Source organism: Ramlibacter sp., assembly GCF_028291745.1.
Lineage (GTDB): Bacteria > Pseudomonadota > Gammaproteobacteria > Burkholderiales > Burkholderiaceae_C > Ramlibacter.
In genome coordinates this window covers 16,644-41,154 of sequence record NZ_JAQGNQ010000104.1, presented here as the reverse complement: position 1 = coordinate 41,154, position 24,511 = coordinate 16,644, and the positions used below count along the sequence as shown (strand labels likewise).

19 protein-coding genes and 1 tRNA gene are annotated in these 24,511 nt (G+C 66.9%); 13 read left to right on the top strand and 7 right to left on the bottom strand.

All coding sequences use genetic code 11. The features are described from left to right. Positions 1-16: 16 nt before the first annotated feature. The 9 genes from rpoC (at position 17) to JWP60_RS19505 (ending at position 11,732) form a co-directional block, all read left to right on the top strand. Entirely contained in the window at positions 17-4,246 is a 4,230-nt protein-coding gene (gene rpoC / locus JWP60_RS19545; protein WP_299795097.1) for a DNA-directed RNA polymerase subunit beta', read from the top strand. An 84-nt stretch (positions 4,247-4,330) separates the two neighbouring features. Further along, complete coding sequence (locus JWP60_RS19540; protein WP_299795095.1) at positions 4,331-4,894, top strand: LemA family protein; 564 nt, start codon at positions 4,331-4,333, stop codon at positions 4,892-4,894. Further along, entirely contained in the window at positions 4,894-5,280 is a 387-nt protein-coding gene (locus tag JWP60_RS19535) for a c-type cytochrome (RefSeq protein WP_299795093.1), read from the top strand. The genes JWP60_RS19540 and JWP60_RS19535 overlap by 1 nt, the downstream gene beginning before the upstream one ends. Before the next feature lie 9 nt (positions 5,281-5,289). After that, entirely contained in the window at positions 5,290-6,567 is a 1,278-nt protein-coding gene (locus JWP60_RS19530; protein ID WP_299795092.1) for an NAD(P)/FAD-dependent oxidoreductase, read from the top strand. A gap of 11 nt (positions 6,568-6,578) precedes the next feature. Next, on the top strand, positions 6,579-7,958 hold the full coding sequence (gene rsmB, locus JWP60_RS19525; protein WP_299795091.1) for a 16S rRNA (cytosine(967)-C(5))-methyltransferase RsmB: 1,380 nt from the start codon (positions 6,579-6,581) through the stop codon (positions 7,956-7,958). Further along, complete coding sequence (locus JWP60_RS19520; protein ID WP_299795090.1) at positions 7,951-8,553, top strand: DUF4390 domain-containing protein; 603 nt, start codon at positions 7,951-7,953, stop codon at positions 8,551-8,553. The genes rsmB and JWP60_RS19520 overlap by 8 nt, the downstream gene beginning before the upstream one ends. Further along, a complete protein-coding gene (locus tag JWP60_RS19515; RefSeq protein WP_299795089.1) occupies positions 8,550-10,817 on the top strand; it encodes an ATP-binding protein in 2,268 nt (755 codons plus the stop codon). Before JWP60_RS19520 ends, JWP60_RS19515 begins: the two co-directional genes overlap by 4 nt. 41 nt (positions 10,818-10,858) lie before the next feature. Next, positions 10,859-11,602, top strand: coding sequence for a response regulator (locus JWP60_RS19510; RefSeq protein ID WP_299795088.1), 744 nt, complete (start codon positions 10,859-10,861; stop codon positions 11,600-11,602). 54 nt (positions 11,603-11,656) lie between these two features. Beyond that, positions 11,657-11,732: transfer RNA gene (locus JWP60_RS19505), tRNA-Phe, on the top strand. A 281-nt stretch (positions 11,733-12,013) separates the two neighbouring features. On the opposite strand, the gene JWP60_RS19500 is transcribed toward JWP60_RS19505, so the two are convergent. After that, positions 12,014-14,113 carry a tetratricopeptide repeat protein gene (locus JWP60_RS19500; protein ID WP_299795086.1) on the bottom strand — a complete coding sequence of 700 codons (2,100 nt, stop codon included), beginning with the start codon at positions 14,111-14,113 and terminating at the stop codon, positions 12,014-12,016. 396 nt (positions 14,114-14,509) lie between these two features. On the opposite strand from JWP60_RS19500, the gene JWP60_RS19495 reads away from it, so the two are divergent. Both JWP60_RS19495 and JWP60_RS19490 read left to right on the top strand, forming a co-directional pair. Further along, positions 14,510-15,250, top strand: coding sequence for a hypothetical protein (locus JWP60_RS19495; protein ID WP_299795084.1), 741 nt, complete (start codon positions 14,510-14,512; stop codon positions 15,248-15,250). A gap of 144 nt (positions 15,251-15,394) precedes the next feature. Then, a complete protein-coding gene (locus JWP60_RS19490) occupies positions 15,395-16,621 on the top strand; it encodes an IscS subfamily cysteine desulfurase (RefSeq protein ID WP_299795082.1) in 1,227 nt (408 codons plus the stop codon). A 25-nt stretch (positions 16,622-16,646) separates the two neighbouring features. Here JWP60_RS19490 and JWP60_RS19485 read toward each other — a convergent pair whose 3' ends face one another. The 3 genes from JWP60_RS19485 to JWP60_RS19475 all read right to left on the bottom strand — a co-directional run bounded on the left by JWP60_RS19485 (position 16,647) and on the right by JWP60_RS19475 (position 19,452). Beyond that, on the bottom strand, positions 16,647-17,999 hold the full coding sequence (locus JWP60_RS19485) for an amidase (RefSeq protein WP_299795080.1): 1,353 nt from the start codon (positions 17,997-17,999) through the stop codon (positions 16,647-16,649). Next, on the bottom strand, positions 17,996-18,382 hold the full coding sequence (locus tag JWP60_RS19480; protein ID WP_299795078.1) for a cupin: 387 nt from the start codon (positions 18,380-18,382) through the stop codon (positions 17,996-17,998). The genes JWP60_RS19485 and JWP60_RS19480 overlap by 4 nt, the downstream gene beginning before the upstream one ends. Before the next feature lie 107 nt (positions 18,383-18,489). After that, complete coding sequence (locus JWP60_RS19475; protein ID WP_299795076.1) at positions 18,490-19,452, bottom strand: tripartite tricarboxylate transporter substrate binding protein; 963 nt, start codon at positions 19,450-19,452, stop codon at positions 18,490-18,492. A 167-nt stretch (positions 19,453-19,619) separates the two neighbouring features. Here JWP60_RS19475 and JWP60_RS19470 point away from each other — a divergent pair, with 167 nt between their 5' ends. Further along, positions 19,620-20,534: a LysR substrate-binding domain-containing protein gene (locus JWP60_RS19470; protein WP_299795074.1), complete on the top strand. Its 915-nt coding sequence runs from the start codon at positions 19,620-19,622 to the stop codon at positions 20,532-20,534. On the opposite strand, the gene JWP60_RS19465 is transcribed toward JWP60_RS19470, so the two are convergent. Both JWP60_RS19465 and JWP60_RS19460 read right to left on the bottom strand, forming a co-directional pair. Continuing rightward, complete coding sequence (locus JWP60_RS19465; protein ID WP_299795072.1) at positions 20,535-21,725, bottom strand: NAD(P)/FAD-dependent oxidoreductase; 1,191 nt, start codon at positions 21,723-21,725, stop codon at positions 20,535-20,537. 141 nt (positions 21,726-21,866) lie between these two features. Next, positions 21,867-22,292 carry a response regulator gene (locus tag JWP60_RS19460; RefSeq protein ID WP_299795070.1) on the bottom strand — a complete coding sequence of 142 codons (426 nt, stop codon included), beginning with the start codon at positions 22,290-22,292 and terminating at the stop codon, positions 21,867-21,869. Between the two features lie 228 nt (positions 22,293-22,520). On the opposite strand from JWP60_RS19460, the gene JWP60_RS19455 reads away from it, so the two are divergent. Further along, on the top strand, positions 22,521-23,669 hold the full coding sequence (locus JWP60_RS19455; protein WP_299795068.1) for a putative zinc-binding peptidase: 1,149 nt from the start codon (positions 22,521-22,523) through the stop codon (positions 23,667-23,669). A gap of 45 nt (positions 23,670-23,714) precedes the next feature. Here JWP60_RS19455 and JWP60_RS19450 read toward each other — a convergent pair whose 3' ends face one another. Next, complete coding sequence (locus JWP60_RS19450) at positions 23,715-24,488, bottom strand: UPF0149 family protein (RefSeq protein ID WP_299795066.1); 774 nt, start codon at positions 24,486-24,488, stop codon at positions 23,715-23,717. Positions 24,489-24,511: the final 23 nt, after the last annotated feature.

The following is a 24,511-nucleotide window of genomic DNA, read 5'->3' as shown; positions in this document are numbered from 1 at the left end:
GGAAGGATTCAATTCAATGAAATCACTACTCGACCTGTTCAAGCAGTTCACGCCGGACGAGCATTTCGATGCCATCCGCATCGGCATCGCTTCGCCCGAGAAGATCCGTTCGTGGTCCTTCGGCGAAGTGAAGAAGCCGGAGACGATCAACTACCGCACCTTCAAGCCGGAGCGGGACGGCCTGTTCTGCGCCAAGATCTTCGGCCCGATCAAGGACTACGAGTGCCTGTGCGGCAAGTACAAGCGCCTGAAGCACCGCGGCGTGATCTGCGAGAAGTGCGGCGTTGAAGTCACCCAGACCAAGGTGCGCCGCGAGCGCATGGGCCACATCGACCTGGCCGCGCCCTGCGCGCACATCTGGTTCCTGAAGTCGCTGCCTTCGCGCCTCGGCCTCGTGCTGGACATGACGCTGCGCGACATCGAACGCGTGCTGTACTTCGAAGCGTACGTGATCACCGATCCCGGCATGACCCCGCTGAAGAAGTTCGGCATCATGTCCGAGGACGACTATGACGCCAAGCGCAAGGAATTCGGCGACGAGTTCATCGCCAAGATGGGCGCCGAAGGCATCAAGGACCTGCTCGAAGGCATCGATCTCGACACCGAGATCGAGCGGCTGCGCGGCGACCTGACCGGCTCCGAAGTCAAGGTCAAGAAGAACTCCAAGCGCCTGAAGGTGCTCGAGGCCTTCAAGAAGTCCGGCATGAAGCCGGGCTGGATGGTGATGGAAGTGCTGCCCGTGCTGCCGCCGGACCTGCGTCCGCTGGTGCCGCTGGATGGCGGCCGCTTCGCGACCTCCGACCTGAACGACCTGTACCGCCGCGTCATCAACCGCAACTCGCGCTTGAAGCGCCTGCTGGAGCTGAAGGCCCCGGAAATCATCGCGCGCAACGAGAAGCGCATGCTGCAGGAAGCGGTCGATTCGCTCCTGGACAACGGCCGTCGCGGCAAGGCCATGACGGGCGCGAACAAGCGGGCCCTGAAGTCGCTGGCCGACATGATCAAGGGCAAGAGCGGCCGCTTCCGCCAGAACCTGCTGGGCAAGCGCGTCGACTACTCGGGCCGTTCGGTGATCGTGGTCGGCCCGACGCTCAAGCTGCACCAGTGTGGCCTGCCCAAGGCCATGGCGCTGGAGCTGTTCAAGCCCTTCATCTTCTCGCGCCTCGAGGCGATGGGCATTGCCACGACCATCAAGGCCGCCAAGAAGGAAGTCGAATCCGGCACGCCGGTGGTGTGGGACATCCTCGAAGAGGTGATCAAGGAGCACCCGGTCCTGTTGAACCGCGCGCCCACGCTGCACCGCCTGGGCATCCAGGCCTTCGAGCCGATCCTGATCGAAGGCAAGGCGATCCAGCTGCACCCGCTGGTCTGCGCGGCGTTCAACGCCGACTTCGACGGCGACCAGATGGCCGTGCACATCCCGCTGTCGGTGGAAGCGCAGATGGAAGCCCGCACGCTGATGCTGGCCTCCAACAACGTGCTGTTCCCGGCCAACGGCGAGCCCTCCATCGTCCCGTCGCAAGACGTGGTGCTGGGCCTGTACTACACGACGCGTGAGCGCATCAACGGCAAGGGCGAAGGCATGGTCTTCACCGACGTCGCCGAAGTGCTGCGCGCGCTCGACACCGGTGCGGTCGAACTCACGGCCAAGATCGCCGTGCGCCTGACCGAGTGGGAGAAGGACAAGGACAGCGGCCAGTGGGTCGGGACGACCAGGCTGTTCGACACGACGGCCGGCCGCGCGCTGCTGTCGGAAATCCTGCCCAAGGGCCTGCCCTTCAGCGTCCTGAACAAGGCGCTGAAGAAGAAGGAGATCAGCAAGCTGATCAACATCTCCTTCCGCAAGTGCGGCCTGAAGGAAACGGTGGTGTTCGCCGACAAGCTGCTGCAGAACGGCTTCCGCCTCGCAACCAAGGCCGGCATCTCCATCGCGGTGGACGACATGCTGGTGCCGCCGGAGAAGAAGGCGATCATCGAGCGCTCCGAGAAGGAAGTGAAGGAGATCGAGCAGCAGTACGTCTCGGGTCTCGTCACCGCCGGCGAGCGCTACAACAAGGTGGTCGACATCTGGGGCAAGGCCGGCGACGAAGTGTCCAAGGTCATGATGGCCCAGCTCGCCAAGGAAAAGGTCATCGACCGCCACGGCAAGGAAGTGGACCAGGAGTCGTTCAACTCCATCTACATGATGGCCGACTCCGGCGCCCGCGGTTCCGCCGCCCAGATCCGCCAGCTGGCGGGCATGCGGGGCCTGATGGCCAAGCCGGACGGCTCGATCATCGAGACGCCCATCACGGCCAACTTCCGGGAAGGCCTGAACGTGCTGCAGTACTTCATCTCCACCCACGGCGCCCGCAAGGGTCTCGCGGACACGGCGCTGAAGACCGCGAACTCGGGCTACCTGACGCGTCGCCTGGTCGACGTGACGCAGGACCTGGTGGTCGTCGAAGTCGATTGCGGCACCTCGGAAGGCGCGCTGATGCGCGCCATCGTCGAGGGCGGCGAGGTGATCGAGTCGCTGCGTGACCGGATCCTCGGCCGCGTGGCTGCCGAAGACGTGGTGCACCCGGAAACGCGTGCCACCATCGTGCCGGCCGGCGTGATGCTGGACGAAGACACGATCGACCGCCTCGAGGGCGAGGGTGTCGACGAAGTGAAGGTCCGCACGGCGCTGAACTGCGCCACGCGCTTCGGCCTGTGCGCCAAGTGCTACGGCCGTGACCTCGGTCGCGGTGGCCTGGTGAACGTCGGCGAAGCGGTTGGCGTGATCGCCGCGCAGTCGATCGGCGAGCCGGGCACGCAGCTGACGATGCGTACCTTCCACATCGGTGGTGCCGCCTCGCGCGCTGCCGTGGCGTCCAGCGTGGATGCGAAGTCCGCGGGCTCCGTGGGCTTCAACACCACGATGCGCTACGTGACCAACGCCAAGGGCGAACTGGTGGTGATCTCGCGTTCCGGCGAGATCGTCATCCACGACGAGCACGGCCGCGAGCGGGAACGCCACAAGGTGCCGTACGGCGCGATCCTGGCGGTCAAGGCCGACCAGACGATCAAGGCCGGCGTGATCCTGGCCAACTGGGACCCGCTGACCCGACCCATCATCACGGAGTTCGCCGGCCGCATCAAGTTCGAGAACGTCGAAGAAGGCCTGACGGTTGCCAAGCAGGTGGACGAGGTCACCGGCCTGTCGACCCTGGTGGTGATCGACCCGAAGCGCCGCGGCTCCGCCAAGGTGATTCGCCCGCAGGTGAAGCTGATCGACCCGCAGGGCAACGAGGTGAAGATCCCCGGCACCGATCACTCGGTGACGATCGCCTTCCAGGTCGGCTCGCTGGTGCAGGTGCGCGACGGCCAGGACGTGGGTCCCGGCGAAGTGCTGGCCCGCATCCCGGTCGAAGGGCAGAAGACGCGCGACATCACCGGCGGCCTGCCGCGGGTGGCGGAGCTGTTCGAAGCCCGTTCGCCCAAGGACAAGGGCGTGCTGGCCGAGATGACCGGCACCGTGTCGTTCGGCAAGGAGACCAAGGGCAAGATCCGCCTGCAGATCACCGATCCGGAAGGCGGCGTGCACGAAGAGCTCGTCCCGAAGGAGAAGAACATCCTGGTGCACGAAGGCCAGGTGGTGAACAAGGGCGAATCCGTGGTCGACGGCCCGGCCGATCCGCAGGACATCCTGCGCCTGCTGGGTGCCGAGGAACTGGCGCGCTACATCGTCGACGAAGTGCAGGACGTCTATCGCCTGCAGGGCGTGAAGATCAACGACAAGCACATCGAGGTGATCGTGCGCCAGATGCTGCGCCGCGTGATCATCGAGAACGTGGGCGAGTCCGGCCACATCGCGGGCGAACAGGTGGAACGCTCCGAGATCCTGGACACCAACGACCGGCTGCGCGGCGAGAACAAGATCCCCGCGACCTACAGCAACCTGCTGCTCGGTATCACGAAGGCCTCGCTGTCGACCGACTCGTTCATCTCCGCCGCTTCCTTCCAGGAAACGACGCGGGTGCTGACCGAGGCGGCGATCATGGGCAAGCGCGACGAGCTGCGTGGCCTGAAGGAAAACGTCATCGTCGGCCGGCTGATCCCGGCCGGCACGGGCATGGCGTACCACAAGGCGCGCAAGGCGAAGGACGAGATGGACGACGCCGAGCGCCGCGCCATCGCCGACGCCGAAGCGGCGGAACTGGCCAGCATCGGCGAAGCTGGCGGCAGCGAGATCGGCAGCGAAGGCACCACGACCGCCGAATAAAAAACAGCGGTTTGCCTCTACACTGCGGGCGCCATCCCTTCCCGGGGGTGGCGCCCGTTTTTCTTTGCTGCAAAGCGGAGGACCATGCAGACAGCTCACCTGCTTCCCTGGGGCGTCGCCGCCGTCGGCGTGTTCTGGGTGGTCGGCGCCTACAACCGGCTCGTGCGGCTGCGGTCGCAGGCCAAGACGACTTTCGCCAAGCTGGAGGCCGAGCTCACCCGGCAACTGCAGCTGGCGCAGGAATGCATCCCGCCGGAAGAGGATCAGCCGGCCTCGCAGTTCTCCGGCGGCAGCGCCTTCTGGGGCGGGCTGCAGGGAGCGGCCGCGCAACTGGCGGCCACGCTGCAGTCGGCCAAGGCGCGGCCGCTCGATCCCGATCGCATCGCCGCCCTCGGCGCCGCGCAGGAGGTGCTGGCGATGGCGTGGGACCGTGCCGAGCACGACGACGCGCACGACCTGGCCGGCCCGCGCCTGCCGGAAAATTTCAGCACCGAGCGCCAGCAGCGCGCGCGCATGACGCTGGCCGCGGCCGTGAACTTCAATTCCGCCGTCGCCGAGTACAACGAGGCGATCGCGCAGTTTCCGGCGGTGCTGTTGGCGTGGCTGTTCGGGTTCCACCCGGCGCGCGGGGTGAGGGCGCAGTCGTGATGAAGACGTATGGCGTCGACGTAGGGTGGGATGCCGGAGGCACCCCACCGTTTCGGCGCATGGTGGGCTGCCTGCGGCATCCCACCCTACGAACAGCCGCGGCGTCGATCGCGCTGATCATCGCGTCCAGCGCACATGGCCAGCAAGAGACGCTCTACGTCCGCACCCTCGCCGCCAACTGCGCGCAGTGCCACGGCACCGACGGCCACGCGGCGTCTGGTGCTGCCCTGCCTTCGCTGGCGGGCATGCCACGCGAACTGCTGCTGGCGCAGCTGCAGGCCTTCAAGGCCGGCACGCGGCCATCGACCATCATGCAGCAGCTGGCCCGCGGCTACAGCGACCCGCAGCTGGAGCAACTCGCGGCCTGGTTCGCCGCACAACACTGAGGGGTGCCCATGCAAAGACGTTCCCTGCTGAAGGGCGCGGCGGCCAGCGGCGTTCTGGGCATGGCCGGATGTGCCACCACGCCGGCAGTGCCCGCGAGAGCGCGCGTGGTGGTGATCGGTGGCGGCTACGGCGGGGCAACCGCGGCCAAGTACGTGCGCCTGCTGTCGGATCACCGCATCGATGTCGTGTTGATCGAGCCGAACGAGGTTTTCATTTCCTGCCCGCTGTCGAACCTGGTGCTGGGGGGCAGCCGGCAACTGGCCGAACTCACGGTGCCTTACAGCGGGCTTGCGCGCCCGCATGGCGTGACGCTGGTGAAGGACTTCGCGCAGGCCGTCGATCCGCAGCGGCGCACCGTCACGCTGGCCGGCGGCGCCGTGATCGGCTACGAGAAGCTGGTGCTGTCGCCCGGCGTCGACCTGATGTTCGACTCCATCGAGGGCCTGCGTGCCGCGCACGACAGCGGCCGCGTGCTGCAGGCCTGGAAGGCCGGGCCCGAGACGCTGGCGCTGCGGCGGCAGCTCGAGGCGATGCCCGATGGCGGCGTCTACGCCCTCACGATTCCCGAGCAGCCCTATCGCTGCCCGCCCGGCCCGTACGAGCGCGCCTGCCAGGTCGCCTGGTACTTCAAGCAGGCCAAGCCGCGCAGCAAGGTGCTGGTGCTCGATGCCAATCCCGACATCGTGTCGAAAGGCGCCTTGTTCCGCCGCGCCTGGTCCGAGCAGTACCCGGGGATGATCGAGTACCGGCCGCAGCACAAGGCGCTCTCGGTCGATGCGCAGGCGGGCGTGGTGAAGTTCGAGGTGCAGGAGGACGTCAAGGCGGATGTCCTGAACGTGCTGCCCCCCATGCGCGCCGGCGCCATCGCCGTGCAGGCCGGCCTGAACAACATGGCCGGCCAGCGCTGGTGCGGTGTCGACTACCTGAGCTTCGCGTCGACGGTCCATCCCGACATCCACGTGATCGGCGATGCCATGCAGGCGGCACCCGCCATGCCCAAGAGCGGCCACATGGCGAACGCGCATGCCAAGGTCGCGGCGGCGGCGATCGTCGCCGAGCTGTCCGGCTGGCCGGTCGATCCGGCCCCGGTGCTCACCAACACCTGCTACAGCTTCGTCGACGACCAGCGCGTGATGCACGTGGCCAGCGTGCACGCCTGGAGCGCGGCACTGAAGACGTACATCGCGGTGCCGAACTCCGGCGGACTGAGCGCCGCGGCCAGCGAGCAGGAGGGCCGCTATGCGCTGAACTGGGCGCACAACATCTGGGCCGATGCCTTGTCATGACGGATGACAGAATGGCCGTCCGGTCATTCGTCATCGAAGCGCAGCGAGGTCATTTGTCATCCCCGATTCCCCTGTGGCGCCAGCTTCATGCTGCCGCCTCCGTGCTGGCAGGCATCCGCCGCGGCGAGTCCGCCACGCCGGCGCTCGCGCGCGTGCCGGCCGAGGTGCGGCCCGGCGCACAGGCGCTGGCCTTCCATGTGCTGCGCCAGCTCGGTCGGGCCGAAGCCTTGCGCAGGCAACTGGCCACGCGCGCGCCACCGCCCGCCGCCGATGCCTTGCTGTGCACCGCGCTCGCCCTCGCCTGGCAGGAAGAAGACGCGCCCTATCCCCCCTTCACGCTGGTGGACCAGGCGGTGGAAGCGGCCAAGCGCTTTGCCGAAACGCGCAACCAGCAGGCCTTCATCAACGCCTGCCTGCGCCGCTTCCTGCGCGAGCGCGATGCGCTGGTGGCCGCCACCGAATCCGACCCCGTGGTGCGCTGGAACCATCCGGGCTGGTGGATCGCCCGCCTGCAGCAGGATCATCCCGATCGCTGGCAGGAGATCCTGGAAGCCAACAACCGCCCCGCGCCGATGACGCTGCGCGTGAACCTGCACCGCATCTCGCGCGACCCGCTGCGCGACCTGCTGCGGGCCGGCCACATCGAGACGGAGCCGGTGGGCCAGCAAGGGCTGATCCTCGACCGGCCGCATCACGTGGAGGCGATCCCCGGCTTCGCCGAGGGCCTGTGGTCGGTGCAGGACGCCGGCGCGCAACTGGCCGCGGAGCTGATGGTGCCCGGGCTGCCGGAGCACGCGCGGGTGCTCGATGCCTGCGCCGCGCCGGGCGGCAAGACCGCCCACATCTGCGAGCTGGCGCCCACTGCGCAAGTCCTGGCGCTCGACGTGGACCCGGTTCGTTGCGAACGCATCCATCAGAATCTGCAACGGCTGGGGCTGCAGGCGCAAGTGAGCGCTGCCGACGCCGGCGCGCCCGCCGCCTGGTGGGACGGCCAACCCTTCGATGCGATCCTGCTCGACGCACCTTGCACCGCATCGGGCATCGTGCGCCGTCATCCGGACGTGCGCTGGCTGCGGCGCGAGAGCGACATCGCGCAGCTTGCGGCCCAGCAGAAGCGCCTGCTCACTGCGCTGTGGCCCCTGTTGAAACCTGGGGGTCGGCTGGTCTATTGCACCTGCTCGGTGTTCCGTGCCGAGGGGGACAGCCAGATTGCGGCGTTTCTTGCACACAACAACACGGCCTCTTTGCGGCCCGGCCCTGGCCATTTATTGCCTCGCGACGGGAGATCGGAGGGGCCCCTCCCGGACAATCGACCCAGTGACCACGACGGCTTCTTCTATGCGGTGCTGCAAAAGAGTGCACTGGCTGCACCGGCCCGCCTGGATGATTGAGCGGGGCGCCTGGACGTGGCTGTGCGCCTGCCTGCTGCTGTTCCTGGCCTGCGTGACGCCGGCCGGGGCGCAGATCAACCCGGCGGAAGTCACCCAGCTTTCGGTGGAACGCAGCGATGACGGCGTGCTGCTCAGCGCCACGGTGCGCTTCGACCTGCCGCAAGTCGTCGACGAGGCGCTGGCCAAGGGCATTCCGATGTACTTCCTGGCGGAGGCGTCGATCTACCGCGACCGGTGGTACTGGTACGACAAGCGCGTGGCCTTCGCCACCCGCCACATGCGCCTGTCGTACCAGCCGCTCACGCGCCGCTGGCGCCTGCAGGTGTCGGCCAACCCGATCGCGCATTCCGGCCTGGTGCTGGGCCAGATGTTCGACAGCCGCGAAGAGGCGCTGGCCGCGGTGCAGCGCATCTCGCGCTGGCGCATTGCCTATCCCGACGCGCTCGATTCCGATTCGCCCCACAACATCGACTTCCGCTTCCGGCTGGACGTCTCGCAGCTGCCGCGGCCCTTCCAGATCGGCGCCGTCGGCCAGGCCGACTGGATCATCCTCGCCACGCGCAACCAGCCGCTCGTGCTGGACACCGTGAAGTGACCCTGCAACGCCCGCCCGAAGGCCCGCCGCGCAAGCTGCTGGAAAGCTCGCGCGCCTGGCGCTGGGCCATCGCCGTGGGCGTGGCGGTGGTCATCGGCATCGGCATCGTGCTGATGTTCCTGCTGACGCAGGCCACCAACAACCGCGAGCTGTACGAACGCAATTACGGCCGCCTGTTCGTGTTGAACATGGTGGTGGCCGGCATGCTGCTGGCGGTCATCGTCTGGGTCTTCCTGCGGCTGGCGTCACGCCTGCGGCGTGGCAAGTTCGGCAGCCGGCTGCTCGTGAAGCTGGCCGCGATCTTCGCGCTGGTGGGCCTGGTGCCGGGCGTGTTGATCTACACGGTCTCCTACCAGTTCGTCTCCCGCTCGATCGAAAGCTGGTTCGACGTCAAGGTGGAAGGCGCGCTCGATGCCGGCCTGAACCTCGGGCGCACCACGCTCGACACCCTGGCCAGCGACTTCGCGATCAAGGCACGCACCGCCGGCAACCAGCTGGCCGACAGCTCCGATGCAGCGGCGGGGCTGGCGCTGGAGCGCATCCGCGAGCAGCTCGCTGCGGTGGACGTGGTGCTGTGGAGCGGCAGCGGGCAGATGATCGCCAGCACGGGGCAGTCGCGCTTCCAGATCAACCCGGAGCGGCCCACGGCGCAGCAACTGCGCAACGCGCGCTCGCAGCGGGCGTTCACGCTGATCGAGGGCATCGACGATCCCGGGGTCGTGCCCGCCGGCAATGCGCGCATCAAGGCGATCGTGCTGGTGCCGCAACCGAGCCTGGGCCTGCTGGCGGAGTCGCGCTTCTTGCAGGCCACCGTGACGATTCCGCCGGCGCTGGTGGCCAATGCGATCGCGGTGCAGGAAGCCAACCGCGAATACCAGGAGCGGGCCTTGGGCCGCGAGGGCCTGCGGCGGATGTACATCGGCACGCTCACGCTGACCCTCTTCCTCGCCGTGTTCGGCGCCGTGCTGCTGGCCATCATCCTGGGCAACCAGCTGGCCCGCCCGCTGTTGCTGCTGGCGGCAGGGGTGAGCGAAGTCGCGGCCGGCGACCTTTCGCCCAAGCCGGTGCTGCGGGGCAAGGACGAACTCGGTGGCCTGACCCGGTCGTTCGCCGAGATGACCCAGCAGCTCGCCGATGCGCGCGCTGCCGTCGAGAAGAGCATGGACCAGGTCAGTGCCGCCCGCGCCAACGTGCAGACCATCCTCGACAACCTGACCGCGGGCGTGATCGTGCTGGATCGGGAGGGCCGCATCCAGGTCTCCAACCCGGGTGCCTCGCGGACCCTGCGCCTGCCGCTGGAACTGCACCAGGGCCTGCCGCTGGCCGCCGTGCCGGGGCTGGAGGATTTCGGCAGCGCCGTGCAACAGCGCTTCGACGAATTCGAGACCGAGACCCAGATCGTCGACCACTGGCAGCAGCCCTTCGAGCTGAATCCCGCGCGCACCGGCGACCCGCAGCCGAACGTGGTGACGCTGGTGGCCCGCGGCGCGTCGATGCCCGGCGACACCCGCCTGCTGGTGCTGGACGACATCTCGGAGATCGTCTCGGCGCAGCGCGCGCAGGCCTGGGGCGAAGTGGCGCGGCGCCTGGCGCACGAGATCAAGAATCCGCTCACGCCAATCCAGCTCTCGGCCGAACGCCTGGAGATGAAGCTGGCAAGCAAGCTCGCCGACCCCGAGCGCGCGCTGCTGGCGAAATCGGTGCACACGATCGTCGACCAGGTCGAATCGATGAAGCGGCTGGTGAACGAATTTCGCGACTACGCCCGGCTGCCCGCGGCAGAACTGAAGCCGGTGGACCTGAATGCCCTGGTGAACGACGTGCTGCACCTCTATGCGCGCGAGGGCGATGCGGCGCGCGGGACGGCGCATGTGCCCGTGCGGGTGGAGCTCGATCCGGTTGCCCCGCGCGTGCTGGGCGACCCGCAGCAACTGCGGCAGGTGATCCACAACCTGCTGCAGAACGCGCAGGACGCCACCGAAGGCCGGCCCGATCCGCAGGTGGTGCTGCGCACGCAATGGAGCGAAACCTCGCGCCGGGTGCGGCTGGTGGTGCAGGACAACGGCAGCGGATTTCCCGAGCACATTCTCAAGCGCGCCTTCGAGCCGTACGTCACGACCAAGGCCAAGGGCACCGGCCTCGGCCTGGCAGTTGTGAAAAAAATCGCGGATGAGCATGGAGCCCGCATCGACGTGAAGAATCGAGCTACCGAAGGTGTGATCCACGGGGCCCAAGTGTCGTTATCATTTCGAGTTGCGAGTTAACAACAAGGTCCTCACCTCGGGGGCCTGGATGCAGAGAGCCGATGGCAAACATACTGGTGGTGGACGATGAGCTCGGGATCCGGGACCTGTTGTCGGAAATCCTCAACGACGAAGGTCACACCGTCGAACTGGCGGAGAACGCGGCGCAGGCCCGGGCCGCGCGCCAGCGCCTGCGGCCCGACCTGGTGCTGCTGGATATCTGGATGCCGGACACGGACGGTGTCACGCTTCTGAAGGAGTGGTCCACCGGTGGCCTGCTGACCATGCCGGTCGTGATGATGAGTGGCCACGCCACCATCGAGACCGCGGTGGAGGCCACGAAGATCGGGGCGCAGTCCTTCCTGGAAAAGCCGATCACGATGCAGAAGCTGCTGAAGGCGGTGGAGGCCGGCCTGGCGCGCAATGGCGGCGGTGCGGGGAGCGGCCTGGCCGGCATCGCCTCTTCGTCGGGCCTGCTGCCCCTGCGCAAGCCCGGGATCGCCGGCGTGGTGCAGCAGCCGATGCAGGAGCTGACGGTGGAAGCCGCGATGACCGGCGGCCAGGTCATACCGGCGGCCGTGGAGATGGGTCCGCAGGCGCGGCAGCTGTTCGAACTGGACAAGCCGCTGCGCGACGCGCGCGACGAATTCGAGAAGTGCTACTTCGAGTTCCACCTGGCCAAGGAAGGCGGCTCGATGACGCGCGTGGCGGAGAAGACCGGCCTGGAGCGCACGCACCTCTATCGCAAGCTCAAGCAACTGGGCGTGGACCTCTCGCGCGGCAAGCGCAGCAACCCCGCGGCTTGACCGGCCTGGGCGCGGCAGGGGCGCCTCGGGCCTCTGATATAATTTTCGTCTCACGGCCCGGTAGCTCAGTTGGTAGAGCAGCGGATTGAAAATCCGCGTGTCGGTGGTTCGATTCCGCCCCAGGCCACCAGTCTTGAAACGCCCCAGCGCCCGATCCGGGTCCTGGGGCGTTTTCGCAGCACTGCCGAGATTGAACGAAGTTCTCGAGTCAAGTCAGTGAACCTGCCATTGAACTTCGAAAGGGCCATTGAGGGACTCTCGAAAGTCACTCTGAAAGGCGGCGTCGTTGGCAGGGTGACGTTGAGCGTGATCGTCTCGCTCGCGTGTACTCTGATCGCGCGCAGCGCCGCCGTCCAGTTCAGCCGCTCCGACAATGTGCGCCTTCGAACCTGGCAGAAGGCCGGCGCCTGCTCATGGAGTCGTTGCGACCGCTGAGTCCATTACCGTGATGTGGTCGGGCGGTAACCCTCGACACCAGCGGTCAGCCATCGCCACATACGCAGCTTCGATATGCCTCGCATATCGCGGCGTGTCGAACAGCGGAAGGTCTCGCCGATTCGTCGGCGGCTGCAGGCGATGTCGAAGTTCGCACAAGCGCTGAGGAGACGCTGCCAAGGCCTTTGCGACCTCTTCATATTCACTCACGCTGTGGGTCACAAGCTCAGGGAGGCCCGCAGCGTTGAGCAGGCTCGCAGACACGCGGGAGGCAAACGTTTGCCCCGCCATTGTCAGGACTGGCAGGCCTGCCCAGAGAGCATCACTGCAGGTGGTATGCGCACCATAGTGGAAGGTGTCGAGGAAGAGGTCCGCGTGAACATGACGCGCCAGATGCTGCGGCAAGGTCACGGGCTCCGCCCAGACGATTCGGCTCGGACCGACGCCGCGCAACTGCGCCTCCGCTTCCAAGGAAGCCGTTGCCTGTTCGTTGCTTCTGATGAGCCACAGAATGCTGCCAGGAACCGACACGAGCAGGCGCATCCAGACATCGAAGACATCCGGGGTGATCTTGTAGTTGTTGTTGAAGCATGCGAAAACAAAAGCACCCGGCGGAAGGCCGAAACTTTCGCGGCTTGGAGCTGGTGAGCCGAAGGTCTTCGTGTTGTCGTTCGGTTGGTAGGAGTCCGGCATCACGATCACTTTTTCGGCGTAGTCCGCGTAGTCGTCAGGCGTGACAAGCGTCGAATCGGCAATGATGTAGTCGATGTACTCGCACCCCATCGAGCCCGGAAATCCAAGAAAATTCACCTGAACTGGCGCGGCGCGGCTAGCGAAGATGTTCGTGCGGTACCCCTGAGTAAATCCTTGCAGGTCTACCGCAATGTCGATGCCCGCCGACCGAATCAGCGTCGAGACTTCTTCGTCAGTTCGGTCGCTGACATCCGTGAAGTGGTCGAACGCCGAAGCGACCCGCTCACTCATCTGGTCCGAGGAGTTCCCCAGAGAGAAGGCAAACCATTCGAATCTGCTGCGGTCATGACATTCGAACAAACGAACCATCAGCTGCGCGGTCGCATGGTTGCGGAAGTCCGCCGATACATAGGCGACCCGAATTCTTCTGTTGGTCTCGGGGCTTTCGAAGCTGACGTCGCCGCGTGGCGGGCAATGGTCTTGCGCGAAGGTACGTGCGCTACGAAGCAAGGTCGAACGAGGTGCAGGGGTCGCCATCAAGGAAAAGGGAACAGCTGCCCGTTCTCCCGCGTCCACTCGGTGGATGAGGTCCTGCGCAAGCAGTTCCCAATTTTCCCATCGGCAGACATGCATCCTCGCTTGAAGGAGGTAGCCGCGTACATAGTCCGTGTCCGGAGCCAACCTGGCAACTTCTTCAAAGGATGCCAGCGCGTCGGTATGCCTGCGCAACGACATCAACGTCAATGCCTGGTCCATCCACGTTGCTGCGTCGTCCGGCTCGAGGGCGAGCGCACGAGCGTAGCTCTCCAGCGCTTCTGCGCCGCGACCCATCGCCGTGAGGGTGTGACCGCGACTGGCCCAAGCGCCGGCGAAGCGCGAATCGAGCTTCAGAGCGCGCTCGTAGTATTGAAGCGCTTCCCGGTACCGTTGCAGTTCACACAGGCTGTTGCCCAGGTTGGAAAGCAAGATGGGTGAGCGTCGGTTCTTGCGCTCGGCCCGCTGAAACGCGTTCAGCGCGAGCTCGTGGTCCTTGAGATGGGCGTATGCGACTCCGAGTTCGTGAAGCAACTCGAAGTACTCCCCCCCCAGGTCAATGGAGCGCTTGATCGATTCGACGGCTTCGCGAGCTTCGCCGCGCTGCAGCTGCGCCTTCCCCAGATAAAAGAGCGCCTCGGCCGAACACCCCGGCAACTCGGAGGCTCGCAGCAGGAGTTGTTGGCACTCGTCGACTTGTCCACGATTACCGCAAATGTAGGCAAGAAGCTCGTAGGCTTTCGAAGCCGTCGGGTCGCGCTGGACAATTTGGCGGAGTATCTCTTCGGCGCGATGGATCTGGCCTCTTCTGAAGCATTGTTCCGCCTCGAAAATCTGCTGTGTGAGCATTGCTGGATAGATTCGCGCGGATTCGCAGGATTGGCGAGTGGCGGCCTGGGCTGACTTGATGGTCAGCTACGCCTTGACACGCGGGGAGGATACCGAATTTTTGCCAGGCGGCACGGAGGAATACGAATTCCCGCGCGGCCTCACGCCACCGCAATCTCCAAAGAGCGCCCCCCGCCTCCGACGCCCGCGCTTGCACCTTCACCCCAGGTGCTCACACACCTCTGCACGATCGCCAGCTCCCGCCAGTGCGACTCATACGTTCGTCGCTGGCGACCTTCTTCGCGGGCTTTCCGGTCTGGCCGTGAATTCCTTCGCATTAGCCCCGCCTGAAGCATCTTGTATCCGCATGTAACGTGAAGTAACCTGTTTGCACTCATCCAGCCAACAGGAGCAAGCATGAACGGTCAAGCGGATTCCACTTTCGGCGCAGTTTCCATCACTCCCGCGAGCGGGACGCAAAGGCGCAGCGCGACCGCCTACGTGCTGGTCGTGCTGTTCGCCGTCGTGGCTCTCGCGAGCTTCAAGAGCGGCGCATACCTTGGGGCAGCGCTCTGCGCGCTCGGCGCTCTCCTGTCCGCGCCGCCGGTGCGCGAGAGGCTCTGCGACGGCGCCGAGCAGGCGGCGCTTGGCTACAACGTGATGACGGTGGGCCTTGCGGGCCTGCTGCTCGTGGGCCTGGACGTCCTGGGCGGATATGAACAGGGCGGAGAGCCCGTTGCGTCGGTGCCGATGGCTGCCGCCCAGGCGGAGTCGCTGAACCAGGTGGCCGTGCATGGTGCGAGCGCGAGGGCGGGCGAGCAGACGGAACCCGAGTTCCTCGAAATCCAGAAGCGCAAGTACGGTCAGCTCGCGGGACTGCCCGTGCAGATTCTGCACAACGCGGGTGGTTTTCTGCATGAAACGCTCTGGAGCGAGCGGGGCAGCGAGTGCCTCCTGACCCTCTCGGCGGACCTCATCGAACAGAACGACCAACATTTCCGGGACAGCCTGCGCTCTTGCATGCAGCAGGCGCAGCAAGCGTGCTCGGTCATCCCGGCCCCTGACAGCGCGTCTGACGTGCGCAGCGAATCGGCCCTCAGAGCCATCGGCGCGCAGTGCGGTGCGATGCGCAGCCAGGCGACCAGCATGGGCCTCTAAGGTCGCTGCCCGCGCGCCGGCGGCCAGGAGAAAGACCGGCAGTTTGACCTGGGGAGCGGGACATCAGCGGGTGCGCAAAACGCAAGACCTCCTGAGCAAATAGCAATTGCGAGCCCCAGGTCCGCTCCCTACGATCTTCGGTCTATGACCGAACGCTTCACGCCCCTGCAACCCGTCTACATGGACTACGGCGCCACCACGCCGGTGGATCCCCGCGTCGCGCAAGCGATGATGCCGTACCTGTTCGAGAAGTTCGGCAACCCCGCCTCGCGCAGCCACGCCTACGGCTGGGAGGCCGAGGCCGCGGTCGAACAGGCGCGCGCCGACGTCGCCGCCCTGCTGAACGCCGACCCGCGCGAGATCGTGTGGACCTCCGGCGCGACCGAGGGCAACAACCTTGCCATCAAGGGCGCCGCCCAGTTCTACTCGGGCAAGGGCAAGCACATCATCACGCAGAAGACCGAGCACAAGGCCGTGCTCGACACCGTGCGCGAGCTCGAACGCCAGGGCTTCACGGCGACCTACCTGGACGTGGATGACGACGGCCGCGTGCCGGTGCAGCGCGTGATCGACGCGATCCGCCCCGACACGATCTTGGTCTCCATCATGTTCGTCAACAACGAGATCGGCGTCATCCAGGACGTCGCCGGCATCGGCCACGCCTGCCGCGAGCGCGGTGTGCTGTTCCACTGCGACGCGGTGCAGGCGGCCGGCAAGATCGCGATCGATCTCCAGCAGCTCGAGATCGACCTGCTCACGGTCACGGCGCACAAGGTCTACGGCCCCAAAGGCATCGGCGCGCTGTATGTGCGCCGCAAGCCGCGCGTGCGCATCGCCGCCTCGATCCACGGTGGGGGCCACGAGCGGGGCATGCGCTCGGGCACGCTGCCCACGCACCAGATCGTCGGCATGGGTGAAGCGTTCCGCATCGCCAGGCTCGAGATGCAGGAAGAGAGTGCGCGCGTCGGTGCCCTGCGCGATCGCCTGCTGGCGGGCCTGCGCGAAATGCCGGAGATCCAGGTGAACGGCTCGCTGGAACACCGGGTGCCGCACAACCTCAACGTGAGCTTCAGCTTCGTCGAGGGCGAGTCGCTGATGATGGGGATCAAGGATGTGGCCGTGTCCTCGGGCTCGGCCTGCACGTCGGCCTCGCTGGAGCCGTCGTTCGTGCTGCTGGCCTTGGGGCGCAGCGACGAACTCGCGCACAGCTCGATCCGCTTCACGCTCGGTCGCTTTTCCACCGAGCAGGAAGTCGACTTCGTGGTCGACCTGCTGAAGACGCGCGTCTCGAAACTGCGTGAACTGAGCCCGCTGTGGGAGATGCACCAGGAGGGCATCGACATCTCCACGATCCAGTGGACGCCCCACTGAGGGAGCGTCCACTGCCCTGGCGCGGTCAGCGCCGGGGCGGCGCCACCAGCGCCTCGACGGCGCGCGCCGCAGCAAGCAGGCGCGCATCGTCGCCATGGCGGCCGATCAGCATCAGGCCCACGGGCGCAGTGCCCGCCGCCTGGCACGGCACGGAGATCGAGCAGCCATCCAGGAAGTTGGCGAAGGTCGGATTGCGCAGCATTGCGAGGTTCACACGGCCGTACTCGTCGTCGCCGGCAAGGGCCGCGATCTCTGGCGCGATCGTGGGCACCGTGGGACACACCAGGAAATCGCAGGCCTGCATCTCCGCGCTCACGCGGCGGATCCAATCGCGGCGAAACGCCTGCAGCTGCGCGTAGTCGTCGGCCGTTTGCGCCGCGCCCTTTTCCATGCGCACCTTCACACGCGGGTCGTACCCGCTGCCGCGCTGCTGCAGTCGCTCGCGCTGCGCCGCATAAGCCTCATAGGCGATCAGGCCGCCCTTCGAATTGGCGCCGGCGAGTTCGCCGAATTGCTTGAATGCGAGTTCACCGATGGCGACACCCGCCGCCGAAAGGCGCGACACGGCTTGCGCAAAGGAAGCCGACACCTGCGCATCCAGGCCATCCAGCATCACCGTCTGCGGGATCGCCAGCTTCAGGCCGGCGAGGCCCAACTGCGCCTCCGCCGTCGCCGGCGCGGCCGACAGCACGCCATGCAGGATCGCGCAACACTGCGCGGTGGCGGCCAGCGGTCCGACGCTGTCCAGGCTGGGCGATAGCGGGAAGGTGCCCTCCATGGGCACACTGTTTGCTGTGGGCTTGAAGCCGGCAATGCCATTGAGCGCGGCGGGGATGCGGCAAGAGCCTCCCGTGTCCGTGCCCAGCGCCGCGGCCGCCATGCCGTCGGTCACCGAAACCGCGGCGCCCGAGGAGGAGCCACCGGGAATGCGCCGCAGCGCCCGCTCATGGGCGTTGGCCGGCGTGCCGTAGTGCGGATTGATGCCGAGGCCCGAGTAAGCGAACTCGGTCATGTTGGTGCGGCCCATGACCACGAAGCCTGCGGCCTTCAAGCGCGCCACGGGCACTGCGTCGGCGCTCGCGCGCGGCGCATCCTTCAGGACGACGGAGCCGGCGGTGGTCACCTGCCCGGCGATATCGAACAGGTCCTTGATCGAGATGGGGATGCCCGCCCAGGGCCCCGGGTCGCCGCCCGCGCGTCGCACCTGGTCCACCTGGTCGGCGGCGCGGCGCGCATTCTCGCCATCGAGGTGGATGAAGGTCCTGGCGCCTTCACCGGCGGGGTCCTGCGCGCGGGCCATGCATTGCTCCACCAACTGCCGGCTGGTGAGGGTGCCGGCGCGCAGGGCCGCGGACAGTTCGGCGAGCGTCGCGTTCATGCCGGATCGTAGTAGTGGATCTCCAGCAGCACGCAGCCGCCTTCCGACTTGAACGGGCCGTGCGCGGCGCCCGGCGGGCGGCAGGCGTAGGTGTTCGCGGAGAACGGAGTGCCCCCCTTGCCCTGCTTGTCGTTGCCCACGGTGAGATCGCCGGAGACCAGGTAAACCTCTTCCCAGTAGTCGTGCACGAAAGGCTCGGTGGTGAACACGCCGGGCGCGAACTTCAGCAGGCGGGTTTGCGATCCGCGCTTGTTCTTCGTGTCCAGCCCGCCCGCCAGCACCTTCTGCTTGACGTTCAGGTCCGGCGCGTAGCCGGGCGGTTGCTCCCAGCCGCCTTCCATGTCGAGGGTGTGGAATTCCTTGTGCTGCTTGTTGACTGCCATGATGCTTTCCTGTGTGATGAACGAGGGCGCCGCCACTGGCTGCGAGTGTGCCGCAGAACATCGCGGTGGCTTCGGGCAGCGATGATCCACTGCCGGTCATGAGGCGCTTATTCGGCCTTGGCGCCGGAGGCGGCGACGACGTTCTTCATGCGCGCGGACTCCTGCGCGATGAAGTGCTTGAACGCTTCCGGCTTGTCGGCGATCACGGTCAAGCCGAGGCTCTCCAGGCGCGCGTCGATGGCGGGGTCGCGCAAGGCCTGCGCGAAGGCGGCGTTGAGCCGGTCCACGGTTTCCTTGGGCGTTGCCGCCGGCGCGACGAAGCCGTACCAGATGCCGGCCTGCACGCCCGGAAAGCCTTGCTCCGCGGTGGTGGGCACGTTGGGCAGCAAGGGGCTGCGCTTGGTTCCGGTGAGAGCGATCGCCTTGAGCTGCCCGGTCTTCACGTACTGCAGCACGTTCGACAGGTTGTCGCACATCATCGAGACGCGCCCACCGAGCAGGTCCACCGCTGCGGGCGCCGGGCCCTTGTACGGCACGTGCACCATGTCCATGCCGGTTTCATGCTTCAGCGCTTCGCCGCACAGATGGCTGGTGCTGCCGTTGCCGGCGGACGCGAAGGAAAGCGTGCCCGGCTTCGCCTTCGCCAGCGCGATCAGTTCCTTCAGCGTGTTGGCTTCCACGCTGCGGGGCACCACCAGCAGGTTCGGCGTGGCGGCGGCGTTGATGATCGCCGTGAAGTCGCGCTCCGGCAGGTACTGCGGCTTCGGATAGATCCACTGGTTGATGGCGAGCACGCCGGTGGTCCCGAGCAGGATGGTGTCGCCATCGGCAGGCGCGCGTGCAACCACGCCGGCCCCGAGCGACCCGTTGGCGCCGGCGCGGTTGTCGATGATCACGGGGACGCCGAGCGACTTGGACACCAGCGGCGCGAGCATGCGCGGAATCAGGTCGCTGCTGCTCCCCGCGGGAAAGGGCGCGACGATGGTGATCGGCTTGTCCGGGAAGACAGCGGCGCTGGCCGCAAGGGAAAGCAGCGAGAGCGCCGCGGCGAAGGCGAAGTGGAATTTCATGAGGGAGATTCGATAGAGTTCGGCTGTTGCGGAAGGCTCGCCTGGCGAGGGACGAGGGCGCGAAGGTTGCTAGTCATTCTGGGATTGGGACCAGCCCCTCGCAAACGATTTGTCTCGAAGACATCTTGATTTTTTTGAAAGTTCACATGCGCCGACGAATCCCGAGCATGAGCGCCCTGATCGCGTTCGACGCCGCCGCCCGCCACGCAAGCATCACTCGTGCCGCCGACGAACTTGCCCTCACGGAAAGTGCGGTATCGCGCCAGATCTCGCAGCTGGAGGACCAGCTCGGAGTGCAGCTGTTCCACCGCATCAAGAAGCGCCTGTCGCTCACGCGCGCCGGCACGGCCTACGCGCGCGACATCGCCGGCACGCTGGAGCGGCTGGAGAAGGACACGCGCGATGTGATGGCGAACGAGGGCGAAGGCGGCACGCTCGAAATCGCCGTGCTGCCGACCGTGGGCTCGCAGTGGCTCATCCCGCGCATGTCCGACCTGTACGAGCAGCAGCCGAAGATGACGGTCAATCTCAGCGCGCGCAGCAGCCGCTTTCTGTTCAGCGAAACCAGCTTCGATGGCGCGCTGTGTTTCGGCTCTGCCAGCTGGCCCGGCGCGCAGTCGGACTTCCTGTTCGAAGAGGAGCTGTTCGTGGTCGCGGGACCTCGCCTGCTGCAACAGCACGCATCGCCACCATGGAGCCCTGACACCGTGCTGTCCGGGCGCCTGCTGCACCTGGTCACCCGGCCCGATGCCTGGGGCTCGTGGGCGGCAGCGCATGGCGGCGGCGCCTCGAACCTGTTGAAGGGGCCGCGCTTCGAAACGCAGTCGATGGTGATCGGCGCCGCCTGCGCGGGGCAGGGGCTCGCCTTGCTGCCGCGCTTCCTGATCGAGACCCCGCTGCAGCGCGGCGACCTGCAGATCGTGTGCGACCTGTCGCTGCGCAGCGAGGGCTCTTATTACTTCGCCTATCCCGAGGAGAAGACCGGCGAGCCGCAGCTGGACGTGTTCCGCGCATGGCTGCAGGAGCACGCCCGCCGCTTTCGCGAAGGCGCGCCCGCGGTGGACGCGCCCACCCCGCCCTGATCAGAGCGCCGCGGCGCGCTGCAGGCTGTCGATCATCGAGATGCGGCGCAGGAATTCACGGGTCTTTTCGCGGTCGGCGACCGCCTTGCGGATCTCCGAGCGGAAGGCCTCGCGGTCTTCGGGCGTGCGCGCTTCGAGGTTCTTCTTGTTGCGGATGGTGCCCGTCTGGATGGCCTCCATCGTCACGGCACGCCGCTGGCGATCGTAGCCATCGAGCGTGTCCTCGCCGTCCTTGCCGTGGATGACGCGGCCCAGCCGTGCGGTGAGGTTCAGCGCATCGTGCAGGCCACCATTCATGCCCATCCCGCCCAGCGGATTGTTGATGTGCGCCGCGTCGCCCGCGAGGAAGGTGCGCCCCTCGCGGAAGCGCGTCGCCACCCGCTGGTGCACGCGATACAAGGTGATGTGCTCGATCGGTGCGGCCACGCCCGCCGGCAGCACGCTGGCTAGCGATTCGCGCGCGTATTCCGGAGCGCGCGCCGCGTCGTCGGACATCTCCGCGGGCACCGGCAGCATCACGCGCCACGCGCCGATGATGCGCAGCAGGAAGTGCCAGCGCTGCGGGTCGGCCCAGTAGCTGACCGAGGTCACGCCGGGGCGCACGGCGGCGATGTCCGCCGACGTAGTGACGACGAGAAAGCGCTCGGCCCAGGTGAAGCCATCGAACGGGATGTCCTGGTGGCGGCGCACCACGCTGTTGGCCCCATCGGCGCCGATCAGCCAGTCGCACTGCAAGGTGTCGCCGGCACCGGTGGTGACTGCGACGCCGTTTGCGTCCTGGGCGAGGGACGCCACTTCCGAATTGAAGCGGATGTCGAACAGCGGGTTGTCCTTCAGCGCCTCGAGGATGATCCGCGTGAGCTTGAACTGCTCGGCTTGCAGCCGGTAGGGATGGCGCGTCAGGTCGGAGATCGCCGAAAAATCGAAGGTGCCCAGTTCGCCATCGACGGTGGATCCGTACTGGACCTGCGGCGCCTTCAAGCCCTGCGCAATGAGCGGCTTGGCGAAGCCAAGATCATCGAGCAGGTCGAGCGTCGGCGGGTGAAAGGTGGACGCGCGCGATTCGGCGCTGAGCGCGGCGCTCTTCTCGAGGACGGTGACCGGAATGCCCTGCCGCACGAGGTCGGCCGCGGCTGTCATGCCCACAGGGCCCGCGCCCGCGATGACGACGGGACGTTGGACTTTGCTCATTCATTCGCTCCACGCTAGACGTATGGGGGCGATCGTAGGCAGCCCTTCCTGCGTCGGCAAATGATGATTTCCGAACAGCTCTTGAGTTTTTCGGGCGTTGCTCCCTCCCGGTCCGGGGAGGGGCGCTCCGGCCTCTGGAGCTCAGGCGGCAAGCGCCGCAACGTGCGGGCTGCCCTCGCGCACTTCGCGATCCTTCGCCTTGCAGCACCCCTCCACGTGGGCGAGGAACTGCGACAGCTCGAACGCCTTGTCGAACACCGCATCCGCGCCGAACTTGCGCGCCTGCTCGCGCACGGGATCGCGCGTGTAGCTGGTCAGCAGCACGGCCTGCTGGCGCGCCAGGCGGTCCTTCGCCGCGGCAAGCACCTGGAAACCATGCCCGCTCGCCAGAAAGAGATCGACCACGAGCACGTCCCACTCGTGCGGGTGTTCTGCCAGCCACTGCCGCGCGGCAAGCGCGGTGTCTTCGGTGTGAACGACACGCACGTTGTCGATGATCTGCAGCCGGTTGCACAACTGCTCGCGAAATTCCGCGTGGTCTTCGATGAGGACAATGTTCAGGGGCAAAGGAGGGTCCTGCGTGGGCAGCCACTGCGGCCACCTGCACTGACATTGTGCAAACGGGCCGTGTTCGTGTTTGTAGGAGAGTGCCGAATGCCTTGGCCACGCAGGCGCGGCCACGCGCTGTCCTGCTCGCGTTCGACGCGCATGCCGTGCCAGGTGTCGCGTGTTCCTACATGCACGGCACGGTGAGCGCTTTAGCATCATGGGCTCGTCCATCACCGATCGTCACCCGTGAAGCTGTTTCATTGCCAGGTTTGCAAGCAGGCGCTGTTCTTCGAGAACAGCCAGTGCCTCGGATGCGGCAGCCAGGTCGCCTTCCTGCCGGATGTCTTCACGCTCGCCGCCATCGAGCCCGCCACCGATGCGTCCACGTGGCAACTGCGCCCGCGCCCCGGACGCAAGTCGGGGCCCAGGCGCTACCGTCTCTGCCGGAACGGCGAGGAGCACGGCATCTGCAATTTCTGCGTGCCCGCGCATGACCCCAATCCGCTGTGCGTCGCCTGCCGTCTCACGCGCGTGTTGCCCGACCTCTCGCAGGAGGGCAACCTGGAGCGCTGGCACGCGATCGAGGTGGCCAAGCGACGCTTGTTCTACACGCTCGCGCAGCTGGGGCTGATCGCCACCAATCCGCCGCCCGGTCACGTCGAAAAACTGGCGTTCGAATTCCTGCAGGACCAGCCAGGACAGCAGGTCCTCACCGGCCACGACGACGGCCTGATCACGATCAACATCGCCGAAGCCGACGACGCCGAGCGCACCCGCAGGCGCTCGGAACTGCACGAGCCCTATCGCACGCTGCTCGGTCACTTCCGCCACGAGTCCGGCCACTACTACTGGGACGTGTTGATCCGCGACGGCAACCGCGTGGAGGCCTACCGCGAGATCTTCGGCGACGAGTCGGTGGATTACGGCGAGTCGCTGCGCAGGCACTACGAGTCCGGCGGCAGCCCCGCGGGGTGGCACGAGTCGCACGTGAGCGCCTATGCCACCTCCCATCCCTGGGAGGACTGGGCCGAGACCTGGGCGCATTACCTGCACATGGTCGACCTGCTCGAAACGGCAGCGGCCTACAACACGCGCGTGAGCGTCGATGCGCCCGACGGCGAAGAGGTCGAAGATGTGATCGATCCGTTCGAGGTTGCAGGCGTCGACTTCGACGACCTCGTGCAGCAATGGGTGCCGCTCACGCTGCTGGTGAACAGCCTCAATCGCAGCCTCGGCCAGAACGACGCGTACCCGTTCGCGTTGTCCGCCGGAGCGCTGGCCAAGCTGCGCTACATCCACGACGTGATCAGCGAGCTGCGGCTGAACGGGATGCGGGTCGCACCGGCGCCGGCGCCCACGTCCGACGTTTCGGCGCCGGCCGCCCAGCCGGTCTGAAGCCAGGCGCCCCGGGCGGCGCGCTGGGTCAGCGCGGGATGCGGCTCAGCCCGCCCCGTGGCACTTCTTGTATTTCTTGCCGCTGCCGCAGGGACACGGGTCGTTGCGGCCCGGCTCGGCCGCCTTGCGCACCGGCGCCACCCGCGGCCCGATGCTGCGCCACAGCTGCCGCAATTCGTACACCGCCCAGATCGCGGCGGCGAGCGTGTCGATGCGCTCCTTGCTCACGGTCGGCGGGCCGTCCTCGCTGTACATCGAGAGCGCGGGCGCGCCCGTATCGTCTTCCGTCAGGGCGACGATGTCGTGCAGGGCGGTGTCCAGCATTTCCGCCGCTTCGGGGTCGCGCGGCGGCTCCCACTCCTCGGGCCAGTTCTCCACGGCATACATGAAGCCCAGCGCCCACACCTGCGCGTACGCCGGCAGGTTGTCGAGGTCGCCCTCGACCCGGTCCTCGGGCGGCAGGCTCAGGATGGCGCCGCGCGTATCCAGGGCTTCGGGCTGGTAGGTGCGCTCGTCGTGCAGCTCCTCCACCGGCTGGTCGAGCGCGAAGGCGATCTCCTGCCAGCGGCGGCGCCAGCGCCACACGAACTCCATGTGCTCCATGGGCCGGAACTCGTCGCCCAGCAGCACGGGCCAGTATTCATCGGCCGGCAGCTCGCGGCGCATGCAGACCAGGGCCGCGAGGAAGCCTTCGCAGAACTCCCACTGCGGGATCTCGTCGTCGCGCTCGCGCAGCAGGTCGAGTTCGGCGTCGAGCGCGTCGAAGTCGTCCGGGCTCAGGGGGCCGGACGGCGTCGCGGGGGAAGCGGCGGTGGTCAAGGAGCGGATCCGGGGCAGCTCGG